General features: G+C 69.3%; 14 protein-coding genes. 12 read left to right on the top strand and 2 right to left on the bottom strand.

Annotation, left to right across the window (positions count from 1 at the left end; translation table 11 throughout):
- The first annotated feature begins 10 nt into the window (after positions 1-10).
- The 4 genes from CHB69_RS13515 to CHB69_RS13500 are packed head-to-tail and all read left to right on the top strand — an operon-like array spanning position 11 to position 2,515.
- On the top strand, positions 11-310 hold the full coding sequence (locus tag CHB69_RS13515) for a YggT family protein (RefSeq protein ID WP_170935560.1): 300 nt from the start codon (positions 11-13) through the stop codon (positions 308-310).
- Between the two features lie 2 nt (positions 311-312).
- Positions 313-1,212 carry a bifunctional methylenetetrahydrofolate dehydrogenase/methenyltetrahydrofolate cyclohydrolase FolD gene (gene folD, locus CHB69_RS13510; protein WP_089216540.1) on the top strand — a complete coding sequence of 300 codons (900 nt, stop codon included), beginning with the start codon at positions 313-315 and terminating at the stop codon, positions 1,210-1,212.
- Positions 1,212-1,889, top strand: a complete 678-nt coding sequence (locus tag CHB69_RS13505; protein ID WP_089216539.1) for a hypothetical protein — start codon at positions 1,212-1,214, stop codon at positions 1,887-1,889. The genes folD and CHB69_RS13505 overlap by 1 nt, the downstream gene beginning before the upstream one ends.
- Positions 1,886-2,515, top strand: a complete 630-nt coding sequence (locus CHB69_RS13500) for a MarC family protein (RefSeq protein WP_089216538.1) — start codon at positions 1,886-1,888, stop codon at positions 2,513-2,515. The genes CHB69_RS13505 and CHB69_RS13500 overlap by 4 nt, the downstream gene beginning before the upstream one ends.
- A 67-nt stretch (positions 2,516-2,582) precedes the next feature.
- Here the strand turns inward: CHB69_RS13500 and CHB69_RS13495 are convergent, their stop codons facing one another.
- Complete coding sequence (locus tag CHB69_RS13495; RefSeq protein WP_089216537.1) at positions 2,583-3,272, bottom strand: YiaD family glycine zipper/OmpA-like lipoprotein; 690 nt, start codon at positions 3,270-3,272, stop codon at positions 2,583-2,585.
- 211 nt (positions 3,273-3,483) lie between these two features.
- On the opposite strand from CHB69_RS13495, the gene CHB69_RS13490 reads away from it, so the two are divergent.
- A complete protein-coding gene (locus CHB69_RS13490; protein ID WP_089216536.1) occupies positions 3,484-4,809 on the top strand; it encodes a hemolysin family protein in 1,326 nt (441 codons plus the stop codon).
- 274 nt (positions 4,810-5,083) lie between these two features.
- Here the strand turns inward: CHB69_RS13490 and CHB69_RS13485 are convergent, their stop codons facing one another.
- Entirely contained in the window at positions 5,084-5,902 is an 819-nt protein-coding gene (locus CHB69_RS13485) for a flagellin N-terminal helical domain-containing protein (RefSeq protein WP_089216665.1), read from the bottom strand.
- A 243-nt stretch (positions 5,903-6,145) separates the two neighbouring features.
- On the opposite strand from CHB69_RS13485, the gene fliE reads away from it, so the two are divergent.
- The 7 genes from fliE to CHB69_RS13450 are packed head-to-tail and all read left to right on the top strand — an operon-like array spanning position 6,146 to position 12,699.
- The gene (fliE, locus tag CHB69_RS13480) at positions 6,146-6,487 is read left to right on the top strand and encodes a flagellar hook-basal body complex protein FliE (RefSeq protein ID WP_089216664.1); all 342 of its coding nucleotides are present in this window, start codon (positions 6,146-6,148) and stop codon (positions 6,485-6,487) included.
- Positions 6,488-6,490: 3 nt separating this feature from the next.
- Positions 6,491-8,143 carry a flagellar basal-body MS-ring/collar protein FliF gene (gene fliF / locus CHB69_RS13475; RefSeq protein WP_089216535.1) on the top strand — a complete coding sequence of 551 codons (1,653 nt, stop codon included), beginning with the start codon at positions 6,491-6,493 and terminating at the stop codon, positions 8,141-8,143.
- Positions 8,136-9,170 (top strand): flagellar motor switch protein FliG, encoded by a 1,035-nt coding sequence (gene fliG, locus CHB69_RS13470; RefSeq protein WP_089216534.1) that lies wholly within the window; start codon positions 8,136-8,138, stop codon positions 9,168-9,170. Before fliF ends, fliG begins: the two co-directional genes overlap by 8 nt.
- Positions 9,163-9,774, top strand: coding sequence for a FliH/SctL family protein (locus CHB69_RS13465; RefSeq protein ID WP_089216533.1), 612 nt, complete (start codon positions 9,163-9,165; stop codon positions 9,772-9,774). Before fliG ends, CHB69_RS13465 begins: the two co-directional genes overlap by 8 nt.
- Positions 9,771-11,102 (top strand): FliI/YscN family ATPase, encoded by a 1,332-nt coding sequence (locus tag CHB69_RS13460; RefSeq protein WP_089216532.1) that lies wholly within the window; start codon positions 9,771-9,773, stop codon positions 11,100-11,102. The genes CHB69_RS13465 and CHB69_RS13460 overlap by 4 nt, the downstream gene beginning before the upstream one ends.
- The gene (locus CHB69_RS13455) at positions 11,099-11,545 is read left to right on the top strand and encodes a hypothetical protein (protein ID WP_089216531.1); all 447 of its coding nucleotides are present in this window, start codon (positions 11,099-11,101) and stop codon (positions 11,543-11,545) included. Before CHB69_RS13460 ends, CHB69_RS13455 begins: the two co-directional genes overlap by 4 nt.
- Complete coding sequence (locus tag CHB69_RS13450; protein WP_089216530.1) at positions 11,542-12,699, top strand: flagellar hook-length control protein FliK; 1,158 nt, start codon at positions 11,542-11,544, stop codon at positions 12,697-12,699. Before CHB69_RS13455 ends, CHB69_RS13450 begins: the two co-directional genes overlap by 4 nt.
- Positions 12,700-12,705: the final 6 nt, after the last annotated feature.

Raw genomic sequence — 12,705 nt, 5'->3', positions numbered from 1 at the left:
CTTGTATTTCATGCTTCTCGATATTCTGTCGATCCTCCTCAATGTGCTGTGGTGGATCATCATCGTCCAGGCGGTGATGTCGTGGCTGATCGCCTTCAACGTCATCAACACGCACAACGCCTTCGTCGGCCAGCTCTGGTATGTGCTCGAACGGATCACCGAGCCGCTTTATCGCCCCTTCCGCCGCATCATGCCCGATTTCGGCGGCATCGACCTGACGCCGATGGTCGTGCTCATCCTGATCATCATCCTCCAGGGGCCGGTGATGTCCTATCTCTATCGGCTCGGCATGAATGCCGGGGTGATGTGACCATGGCGGCGGGGGCGCATGTGATCGACGGCAAGGCGTTCGCCGCCGGTCTGCGCGCGCGCGTCGCGGACGCGGTGCCCGCGTTCGAGGCGGCGGTCGGGCGCGTCCCCGGCCTCGCCGTGGTGCTCGTCGGCGACGATCCGGCGAGCGCGGTCTATGTCGGATCGAAGGGCAAGGCGACCCTCGCCGCCGGCATGGCGAGCTTCGAGCATCGCCTGCCCGCCGACGCGACGCAGGACGAGGTCGAGGCGCTGCTCGCGCGGCTCAACGCCGACGACAGGGTCGACGGCATCCTGCTCCAGCTTCCCCTGCCCGCGCATCTCGACGAACAGGCGGCGGTCGCGACGATCGACCCCGACAAGGATGTCGACGGGCTGACCCCGGTCAGCGCGGGGCGCCTCGCGCTCGGTATTGCGGGGCTCGTGCCCTGCACCCCGCTCGGTTGCCTGATGCTGCTCAAGGACCGCCTCGGCGACCTGTCGGGCAAGGACGCGATCGTCGTCGGGCGCTCGATCCTCGTCGGCAAGCCGATGGCGCAGCTGCTGCTCGGTGCCAATTGCACCGTGACGATGGCGCACAGCCGCACGAAGGATCTCGCCGGTCTCGTCCGCCGCGCCGACATCGTGGTCGCCGCGGTCGGGCGCGCCGAAATGGTCCGGGGCGACTGGATCAAGCCCGGCGCGGTCGTGATCGACGTCGGCATCAATCGCCTCGCGCCCGCCGCGGGCGAGGCGAAGGGCCGGCTCGTCGGCGACGTCGCCTATGCCGAAGCCGCGGCGGTGGCCGATGCAATCACCCCGGTCCCCGGCGGCGTCGGCCCGATGACGATCGCCTGCCTGCTCCGCAACACGCTCGTCGCCGCGCATCGCCGCGCGGGACTCGCCGATCCGGAGGGTTTCTGATGCGCCGCCTGCTGCTTGCCGTTGCCGCCGTCGCAACGCTTTCGGGATGCGCGGGCTCCTCGCCGCGCGGCGACCTCTACAACCGGCCGCTCGCCGCGAACCCGAGCGCCTTCGTCGCCGCCGAGATCGCCTTCGCGCGGCTCGCGCAGGAAAAGGGCCAGTGGACCGCCTTTCGCGAGACCGCGGCCGACGATGCGGTGATGTTCGTGCCGCAACGCGCGCGCGCGCAGGACTGGCTCAAGGGCAAGGCCGACCCCGCGCAGGCGGTGAACTGGCAGCCGCATGCGGTCTATATCAGCTGCGACGGCAACAGCGGCGCGACCACCGGCGCGTGGCAGAAGGGCGCCGAAACCGGCTATTTCACGACCGTCTGGCGGCGCGATCCGCGGGGGGGCGACATGCGCTGGGTGCTCGACCATGGCGCCGATCTTGCGACCCCGCGGGAAGCCCCCGACTTCATCTCGACCAGACAGGCGGCGTGCGGAACACGCCCCGCGGCCGCCGTCACCGCAGCAAATGAGGGCGAGGATATGCAGGTCGGCCTGTCGGGCGACCAGACGCTCAGCTGGACGTCGATCGTGCGGCCCGACGGCTCGCGCCGCATCACGGTGCGGATGTGGGACGGCAAAGCGATGGTGCCGGTCATCGACGATCAGGTCGCGGCGCCCGCCCGGTGATCGACCTCTTCATCTCCGCCTTTGTCACGTTGTTCGTCGTGATCGACCCGCCGGGCTGCGCGCCGATCTATGCAAGCCTGACCGCCGATGCGAGCGCGGCGCAGCGGCGTTCGATGGCGGTGCGCGCGATCGTCATCGCGGGCGCGATCCTCGTCTTCTTCGCGATGTTCGGCGAAGCGCTTTTGAGCTTCCTCCACATCGACCTCGACAGCTTCCGCGTCGCGGGCGGGATCATGCTGTTCATCATCGCGATCGACATGGTGTTCGAAAAGCGCACCGAGCGCCGCGAACAACGCGCCGAACGGGTGATCGCGACCCCCGAGATCGAGGATGTCTCGGTATTCCCCATGGCGATGCCGATGCTCGCCGGGCCGGGCTCGATCGCGTCGGTGATGTTGCTCGTCGCGCAGAATAACGGAGTCGAGCGCGCACTGGTGATCTTCGCCGCGCTGCTCCTCGTGCTCGCGCTGACGCTCGCGGCGCTGCTTGCCGCCGGGCCGATGATGCGGCTGATCGGCGCCAAGGGCGAAGCGGTGATCACCCGCCTCCTCGGCGTCCTCCTCGCCGCGCTCGCCGCGCAGTTCGTGATCGACGGGCTGAAAGCCAGCTTCCCGACGCTCGGCTAGGCGTCCGCCGCCATATGGAAAGGGCGCCGCCTCGCGGCGACGCCCCTTCGGTCCACGGGAATGGACTTTATTGCGCGTTGGCGACGTCGTTCTGGGTCACCGGCGCGATGCGGATTTCGACGCGGCGGTTGCACTGGCGATCAGCCTCGGTCGTCTCGGGCGTGCATTTGAGCTGCGATTCGCCATAGCCCATCGTCGCCATGCGCGCGCGCTGGACGCCGCGGCTCGCCAGATAGTCAGCGACCGACGCCGCGCGGCGTTCGGACAGCCCCTGATTATAGCTGTCGCTGCCGGTCGAATCGGTGTGGCCGTAAATGTCGATATAGGTGCTCGGATATTCGCCGAGGGTCGAGGCCACGCTGTCGAGCGCGCTGCGGAACTGACTCTTCACCACTGCGCTGTTCAGGTCGAAGGTGACGTCGCCGGGCATGTTGAGCACCAGCTGGTCGCCCTGCCGTTCGACGTCGATACCGGTGCCCGCGGTGCGTTCGCGCAGCTTCTTTTCCTGCTGGTCCATATAATAGCCGACGCCCGCGCCGGCGACCGCGCCGATGCCGGCGCCGACGATTTCCTCGGTCCGGCTGTTCTTGCCGCCGATCAGGTCGCCGAGCAGATAACCGCCGAGCGCGCCGCCGACGCCGCCGATCGCGGCCTTCGAAATCTTCTTTTCCCCCGTCACCGGGTCGGTGACGCAGCCGCCGAGCGCGAGGGCGCTTATCGCGGCGAGGGTCGTGAGCTGGATCGTTCCGTTCTTCATCTGTCGCTCCCTATTGTGATGGCGCTGGTCCGCCATCCTTCCATGGCGATAACAGTCGGCCGCGCATCTGGTTCCAAACCGGTCCTGAATGGCGGCTGAGCGATCGGACCCCATTGCGCGGCGCCATTGTGTATTCCCGCATATTTGCCCTATAGCCGCGCGATGACCGATCCTTGCCGGGGGGCGGCGCGCGGGCGCCGGTGACCATCCCATGACCCCTTTTCCTTGGTCGGACGTGGCGATCATTGCCGTCCTCGTCCTGTTGAACGGCGTCTTCGCCATGTCCGAACTGGCGATCGTTTCGGCGCGCGGCCCGCGATTGCAGGCGGCTGAGAAGCGCGGCAGCCGCGGCGCCGCGATCGCGCGCCGGCTCGCCGCCGATCCGGGGCGCTTCCTGTCGACGGTGCAGGTCGGCATCACCCTGATCGGCATTCTGGCGGGGGCCTATTCGGGCGCGAGCCTCGGCCAGCCGGTCGCCGACCGGCTTGCGGCGTGGTTCGGGCTCGACGCCGACAGCGCGCAGACCGCGGGCTTTGCCGTCGTCATCGGCCTCACCACCTATGCCTCGCTGATCGCGGGCGAACTCGTGCCCAAGCAGTTCGCCCTGCGCGCGCCCGAGCGCATCGCAATCGCCATGGCGCTGCCGATGCTGTGGCTGTCGCGCGTCGCCGCGCCGCTCGTCTGGCTGCTCGACGCGAGTTCGGCGCTGGTCTTTCGCCTGTTCGGCCTCAGCCGCGAATCGGAAGACCGGGTAACCGCCGAGGAACTGCACCTGATCGTCGCCGAAGCGTCGAAATCGGGGGTGATCGAGGAAAGCGAGCGCGCGATCATCTCGGGCGTCGTGCGCCTCGCCGACCGGCCGGTGCGCGAAGTGATGACGCCGCGCACCGACGTCGACTGGATCGACATCGCCTCGGACGACGATGCGGTGCGCGCCAAGCTGCTCGAAACCCCGCACACGCGGCTGCCGGTCGCGCGCGGGTCGGTCGACGATATCGTCGGCGTAGTGCAGGCGCGCGACATCGCGGCGGCGCTCTTTCGCGGCGAGCCGCTCGACCTCGAACGGCTGATGCGCCGCGCGGCGGTGATGCACGACCAGATCGACGCGATGGACGCGCTCGAAACGCTGCGCGGCGCCGAAGTGCCGATGCTGTTCGTCCACGACGAATACGGCCATTTCGAAGGACTGGTGACCCCCGCCGACCTGCTGTCGGCGATCGCGGGCGAGTTCGCGTCGGATCAGGATATCGGCAGCGAACCTTTCGTCACCGAGCGCGACGACGGCAGCCTGCTGATCGCGGGGTCGATGCCCGCCGACCAGATGGCCGACCGGCTGGGGATCGAGCTACCCGATGATCGCGACTATGCGACCGCGGCAGGCCACGCGCTCGCGATCCTGAAGCACCTGCCAAAGGAAGGGGAGAGTTTCACCGACCGCGGCTGGCGCTTCGAGATCGTCGACATGGACGGGCGCAAGATCGACAAGCTGCTCGTCAGCGAGCTGCGCAAAGACCGGGACGAAGCCGGCGCCGAATAGGGCGGACGCCGACATTGGAAGGTGGAGAGCGGACAGAGCATCCCACCATGAAACGTCGCCCCAGCGAAAGCTGGGGCCGCCATCCTCTTGTCCCAGCGGCGAAAGACCAGGCCGATAGCGGCCCCAGCTTTCGCTGGGGCGACGGCTGGTATCACCCGAAACGCGCCGCGCCCACCCGCAGCCCAAAAGAAGATGCCCCGGCCGTGGGGGGCCGGGGCATCGGTGTCAGGCTATCAAAGGGACCAACCAATATAGCCTGGCAGGCTTGGGCGCCTTAGCGCAGCAGGTTCATCACGCCCTGCTGGCTCTGGTTCGCCTGCGCGAGCATCGCGGTCGACGCCTGCGCAAGGATGCCGGCAGCCGCGAGGTTCGTCGATTCGACCGAGAAGTCGGCGTCTTCGACCCGCGACTTGGCGTCCGCCAGATTCGTGACGGTCGACGTCAAAGTATCGACAGCGGCTTCGAGGCGGTTCTGCTGCGCACCGAGGTTGGCACGTTCGGTGGCAACCGTCTGGATGCCCGTATCGAGCGTCGCGAGCGCCGCCGAGGCGCCGGCAGCGGTCGACAGGTCGATCGCGTCGACGCCGAGGCCGGTGGCGGTGAGATCACCGATGGTGATGTTCACGGTTTCACCGGTGTTGAGACCCGTCTGGATGTCAAAGCCGGTCGCGACGCTGCCGTCGAGCAGATTGTTGCCGTTGAAGTCGGTACGGCCGGCGATGTCGCCGATCTGCGCGATCAGCGCGGTGACTTCGGTCTGGATCGCGGCGCGGTCGGTCGTCCCGTTCGTGCCGTTGGCCGACTGAACCGCCAGTTCGCGCATACGAACGAGGATGTTCGAGATGCCGGCCATCGCGCCTTCTGCCGTCTGCGCCAGCGAAATGCCGTCGTTGGCGTTGCGGACCGCCTGGTTGAGGCCGCGGACATTGGCGTCCATGCGGGTCGCGATCGCGAGACCCGCGGCGTCGTCCTTCGCGCTGTTGATGCGCTTGCCGCTCGACAGGCGTTCCATGGCCTGCGACTGCATGCGGTTGGCAACACGCGAATTGTTCTGGGCGCGGAGCGCGCTCACATTGGTGTTGATGACAGTCATGATCTTCCTTTCCGGCCCGATGGCCATTCCCGTGGTGTGGGCTCAGCGAGCTTCACGGTTGCAGTAACGGCGCGCCGCCGGGGGGCTTAAGCGCGGCGCGTCAAAAAAATGCCGGAATGAGACACTTCTTCCTGCGCCCCATAAGCAACGCACTGATTTTTCTTATGTAATTTTTTTGGCACATCCTTTGCATTCTTATTTGGGCGCGCGGCACGACGCCGCGACCAAGGACGGATGGAACGGATGAGCACGATTGATCAGAGCCGGCTGCTGCAGATGCGCAGCTCGATCCTCAATCAGAACCAGGCGCTGCAACGCGCCGCGGGGCGCGCCACGACCGGCGGCGCCGAAGCGAGCGAGGGCACGCCCGATTTCGGCTCGGCGATTTCGGCCGCGCTGCAACAGGTCAACGCCCAGCAGGCAAGGGCGAGCGACCTCAGCGAAGCCTATGAGCGCGGCGACACGCACGACATCGTCAGCGTGATGATCGAGCGGCAAAAGGCCTCGCTCGGTTTCGAGACGACCTTGCAGGTCCGCAACAAGCTGCTCTCCGCTTATCGCGACATCATGAACATGCCGGTGTAACCCATGGCCGAAGCTCAACTCCCCGCCCCCGTCGACACCGGCAGCGCTGCGCGGCTTCCCGTGCCCGCCTTCGCGGCGCGATTCGAACCCCTCACCCAGGTCCTTCGCCAGCCCGCGGTGCAGCGCGCGCTGCCCGCGATCGCGACCTCGACCGCGATCGGCATCGCCGCGCTCGCCTGGTTCATGACCCAGTCGGCGCCGCAGACGCAGCTGTTCGCCGGGCTCGACGATGCCGACAAGGCCGCGGTCGCCGAAGCGCTGCAGACGCAGGGGATCGGCCACACGATCGACCCGGTCACCGGCGCGCTGACCGTCGATGCCGACAAGCTCTATCAGGCGCGCATCGCGCTCGCCGGCCAGGGCCTGCCCCGCGCGCAGCCGACGGGCGACAGCCTGATCGCCGCGCTGCCGATGGGATCGAGCCGCGCGATCGAGGGCGAGACGCTGCGCGCCGCGCGCGAGGCCGACCTTGCCCGCACGATCGAGGCGATCGACGCGGTCAAGGTCGCGCGCATCCACATCGCCGCCGCCGAGCCGAGCCTGTTCGTGCGCGACGACAAGCCCGCGACCGCGTCGGTGATGCTGACGCTGCAGAACGGCCGCTCGCTGTCCGACGGGCAGGTGCAGGCGATCCGCTTTCTCGTCGCCTCTTCGGTGCCGGGCATGAACGCCGATCAGGTGTCGGTGATCGACCAGCGCGGCGCGCTGCTCTCCGACACCGCGACGTCCAGCGACATGCAGGCGTTCCAGCTGCAGACGCAGATGGAGGACCGCTATCGCCGCGCGCTCGACAGCCTCCTCGGCCCGATGCTCGGCCGCGACAATTATACGGTCGAGGTCCACGCCGACGTCGACATGTCCGAAAGCCAGGCGACGCGCGAAAGTTTCCCGGAGAACGACCGCGCGCTGACCAGCGAGCGGATCACCAAGTCGGTGAGCGGATCGACCCCGCCCGCGGCCGGCATCCCCGGCGCGCTGTCGAACCAGCCGCCGCCGGCGACGACGCTCGCCCAGACGCCGCCGCCCGCGCCGACGGGCGCGGCTGCGGGCACCGAAAGCAACGAACAGGCCGCGCGCGCCTATGAGGTCGGGCGCGAGATTTCGGTCACGCACCAGCCGCAGGGCCGCCTGCGCCGTGTCTCGGTCGCGGTTGCGCTCAACCAGGGGACGAAGGCGCTCGGCCAGGCCGACCTCGCCAAGATAGAGAATCTGGTGAAGGGCGCGGTCGGCTTCGACGCCGCGCGCGGCGACCAGGTCGCAATCGGCCAGCGCCCCTTCGCGAAGGTCGAGAATGCCGAGCCGGCGTTCTGGGATCAGAGCTGGTTTCTGCCGCTGGTCAAGCAGGTCGGCGCGATCCTCGCCGCGCTGCTCGCCTTCCTGTTCATCGGCCGCCCGATGATCAAGGCCGCGAAGGAACGCGCCGCGGCGCGCGCCGAACGCGACGCCGCGATCGAGGAAACGCTGCTCACCGCGACCGACGCGCCGCCGGCGATCGGCCAGCGCCGCCCCGCGGGCCGCGAGATCACGCTCGAGATGATCGAGGCCGCGCCGAGCTATGAAGCACGCGCCAATCTCGTCCGCGCCTTCGTCCGCCAGGATTCGCAGCGCGCCGCGCTCGTCGTCCGCCAGCTGATGCAGGAGGGCGCCCGTGCCTGACGCGCTCGACTCCGCGCTGGACGCCGCCCCCAAGACAGCGATCGACGGGTCCGCCGCCGCCGCGATCCTGCTGATGCTGCTCGACGAGAGCGAAGCCGCGACGATCCTGAAGCATCTCGACCCCGACGAGGTGCGCAGCCTCGCCAAGGCGATGTTCGACACCGCCAATGCGAGCGAAGGCCAGATCGAGCAGGCGCTCGAACGCTTCGTCGCGCGCAGCCGCTCGGTGAGCGCGCTCGCGATCGGGGCCGACACGCGCATCCGCACCGTCATCAACGAAGCCGTCGGCAACGTCCGCGCCGACAATATCCTCGCGCAGGTCGCGCCGCGCCAGAGCGCCGCGTCGCTCGAAATGCTGCGCTGGATGGACATCGAGGCGATCAGCGCGCTGCTCGCGAGCGAGCATCCGCAGGTCGGCGCGCTGATCCTGTCGGTGCTCGTCCCCGACGTCGCCGCGCGCGCGATCGAGACGCTCGACGAAAGCCTGCAGGCCGATCTGGTGCTGCGCGCCGCCATGCTCACCGCGGTCCCGACCGCGGCGATCGAGGATCTGGAAGCCGTGCTGTCGGCCGCGAACATCGGCGGCCAGCGCGTCGCCAGGCAGCCGGTCGGCGGCCCGACCGACGTTGCCAAGATCATGAAGGTGATGCCGCGCCACCTGTCCGAACGCACGATCCGCGCGCTCAAGAAGCAGGACCGCCAGCTCGCGCAGACGATCGAGGAGGAAATGTTCGTCTTCGACAATCTGCGCGATCTCGACCAGCGCAGCCTCGGCACCGTGCTGCGCAGCGTCGACGCGGCGCAACTCGCGCTCGCGCTGAAAGGCGCCGACGAGGCGATGGCCGACATGTGCCTGGCGACGATGTCGCAGCGCGCGGGCGAAACGATCCGCGACGAAATGTCCGAGATGACGATGGTCAAGCGCAGCGACGTCGAGGATGCGCAAAAGGCGATCATGCAGGTCGTCCGCCAGATGGCGGCGGCGGGCGAGATCGTGATCGCGGGCGGAGCCGACGACTATGTCTGACCGCCGCGCCGAAAAGGGATTTGCGCCGATCGCGCTCACCGCCGCGATGGGCGGTCGCGGCGGCTTTCGCCCGCTATCTTTCGTCTCCGCGCCGCCGGAGTCCGAGCCTGCCGAAGCTGAGCCCGCGCCCGCCGAGATCGAAGCGGCCGAGGATCCGTTCGCGCTCGGCCTCGCCGAGGGGCAGCGGCTCGCCGAGGCGGCCTATGCGACCGAGCGGCATCGCCTGCTCGCGCTGCTCGCCGGTGCCGAGGCGCTGCAGGACGAGCCGAGCGAGGAACTCGCGCAGCTGATCGCCGAGACGGTCGAGCGGCTCGTCCGCCAGATCGTCGACAACGCGCCCATCGACGCCGAATGGCTGAAGAACCAGGCCGAAGTCGCCGCGGCGATGGTCGCCGAGGCCGACAAGGCGCGCACCTTGTGGGTCCATCCCGACGACGCCGCGCTGCTCGTCGACTGCCCGCTCGCGCTCCCCGTCGAGGCCGACGCGTCGATGACGCGCGGCACGGTGCGTATCGAAACCTCGGCGGGCTGGATCGAGCATGGCCGCGCGGTCTATCTCGACGAACTGCGCGCCGCGCTCGGCAGCGAAAGCGTCGCCGCATGACGCGCCGCCTCGCCATGACCGCCGGGCAGCTGCTCGGCCCCGTCGACCTGACGCATGCCAGCCCGCGCCGCATCGGCACGCTCGTCGCGCACGAAGGCATCATGCTCGAGGTGTCGGGCTTTCCGCAGCCGCTCGGCAGCAACGTCCGCATCAAGTCGGCGACGGGCGACCATGTGAACGGCGAGGTCGTCGGCTTTCGCGGCCACCGCAGCCTCGTCCTCCCCTTCGACACCAACATGCCGCTCGTCACCGGCGCGCCGGTCGAACCGCACGGCGCGTCGAGCATGGTCGCGTGCGGCAAGGCGCTGCTCGGCCGCATCATCGACGCGCAGGGCAATCCGCTCGACGGCCGCCCGCCGGTGAAATCGCAGTTCCAGTGGCCGCTCGCCGGGCGCAAGGTCAATCCGCTGCGCCGCGGCCGCGTGACGCGTCCGCTCAATATGGGGGTGCGCGCGATCAACGGCCTGCTCACCGTCGGCGAAGGCCAGCGCGTCGCGATCGTCGCGGGGTCGGGCGTCGGCAAGTCGGTGCTGATGGGCCAGATGATCGCGGGCACCGAATGCGACGTGATCGTCGTCGGGCTGATCGGCGAGCGCAGCCGCGAGGTCAGCGACTTCGTCGAGACCAAGCTGCCCCCCGCAGTGCGCAAGAAATCGGTCGTCGTCGCGGTTCCCGCCGACCATCCGCCTTTGCTCCGCCTGCGCGCCGCGATGCGCGCGACGGCGATCGCCGAAGCCTTTCGCCAGGAAGGCAAGAAGGTGCTGCTGCTGATCGACAGCCTGACCCGCGTCGCGCACGCGCAGCGCGAGATCGGCCTGACGCTCGGCGAACCGCCGACGATGAAGGGCTATCCGCCGTCGGTTTTCGCGCTGATCCCCTCGCTGTGCGAGCGCGCCGGCATCGACAAGGCGACCGGCGGATCGGTTACCGCGCTTTATACGGTGCTCGCCGACGGCGGCGACATCGAGGATCCGGTCGTCGATTCGGCGCGCGCGATCGTCGACGGGCATATCATCCTGTCGCGCGCGCTCGCCGAACAGGGCGTCTATCCCGCGATCGACGTCGCGCGCTCGCTGTCGCGCACGATGGTCGATTCGGTCGATCCCGATCATGCCGCCGCCGCGGCGCGCTTTCGCCAGCTCTGGTCGGCTTACGAGGAGAATCGCGACCTGATGCTGATGGGCGCCTATGTCGCCGGCAGCGACCCGGTGCTCGACGAAGCGATCCGCCGCCGCGCCGACCAGCTCGCCTTCGTCACCCAGCCTGCCGCCGCGCAGGTCGATTTCCAGACATCCCGCCAAATGCTCATCGAAGGATATTCCGCATGACCGCTCGCACCGCACGCCGCAAACGCATCATCCGCGTGCGCTCCGTCGAACATCAGATGGCGGAGGCCAATCTGGCGCGCGCCAATGGCGAACTCGCGAACCTCGTCGAGCTGGCGAGGCGGCTCGAAACGCTGCGCGCCGATCTTGCGGTTGCGAAGGGTGCGGTCGCCGGGCGTGCGCTCAACACGATCGGCGAACTCGCGATGCGGCTCGACGTCGCGAAGGAAAATCTGACCGCGCCGCTCCATCAGGCGAGCGCGCGCCGCGACCGGATGAATGCGCTCGCGCAGAGCGCGATGGTCCGCGAGGAATCGGCGGTGCGCCTTTACGAGCGCAGCCGCAAGTCGGACGAGAGCGAGAACGAGCGCCGCAGCGACGCCAATCGCCCGCACCGCCCGCGCGCCGGTATGCGGCTGCGGATGATCGACGGAGGCCTCGCATGATGAACGCCCTGCCGCAGCAGACATCCGCGCAGGGCGGGCTGATGGCCGTCCTCGCGGGCCTCGGCGCCAAGCCTACGGGCGGCAGCGCCCCCGCGGGCTTCGAGGCGCTGTTCGCCGACATGCCGCTTGCCGAGGGCGTGAGCCCGCTGCCCGCCGAAGCGCTGCAACAGTTCCGGCGCGCGGTCGCCGACGAGGGCAAGGTCGCGCCCGCCGGTGGCGAAGCGGCACCTGCCGATACCGCAACGCCGCAAACGCGACCCGCCGCCACGGGCAATGACGCCGCGGCGGCCGCCGCGCTGTTGATTCGGATCGCCACTGGCGCACCGGCCGGGCAGGCCGCCGTATCGACGCCCGCCGCGACGCAGGCTGTCGCAGGCAAAGGCAAAGCCGATAGCGACGAAAGCGGCGAAGTCCCCGTCGCCGACGAGGAGGCGGCGCCCGCGAACCCGCTGCTCGCCCTCGCCACGCCCGTCGCGGCCGATCCCGCGAAGCCGGTGCAAGCGCAGGATGCGAAACCCGAAGAGGCGCCGGCGCTGCCGCGCCCTGCAAAGCATGAGGCAGCGACGCCGTTCGCCGACACCACGCCTGCCGCCGCGCCGAAGACGGGCAAGGCCGTCGACACCGGCGCCGCGATGGCCGTGCTGTTCGCGCAGCCCGCACCGCAGGCGCACGCCGCGAGCGCTCCGGCCGCCGCCGCCGCGCCCGTCGCCGAGCGCGTGCTCGACATGGGGTCCGACGACGCGTGGATCGCGCAGCTCGCCGCCGACATCGCCGCGACCAAATCACAGGAGGGCGACATCAGCTTTCGCCTGATGCCGCGCCACCTCGGCCGGCTCGACGTCGCGATGACGAGCAGCGAGGGCGGCGTGTCGGTCAAGCTCGATACCCAGCATGAGGCGACCGCGACGCTCGTCCACGCCGCGCAGGGCAAGCTCGTCGACGATCTGCGCCAGCAGGGTGTCCGCGTGACCGGCGCCGAAGTCACCTGCACCCCCGGCGAGACCGGGCGCCAGTCGCAGGGGCAGAGCCAGGGCCGCTCCGCGACCCCCGACGCCGCGCATCTTATCGAAACCGCCACCGCCGAGCACGCCGAACCGCGCGCCGACACCACCCACGGAGCGCGCGCCGCCGATCGCCGCGGCCGCTTCGCCTGATCAGAA

The organism is Sphingopyxis indica, from assembly GCF_900188185.1.
Taxonomy (GTDB): Bacteria; Pseudomonadota; Alphaproteobacteria; order Sphingomonadales; family Sphingomonadaceae; genus Sphingopyxis; species Sphingopyxis indica.
Note: the sequence above shows the minus strand (reverse complement) of the source record. Positions and strands in the feature narration are given on the sequence as shown.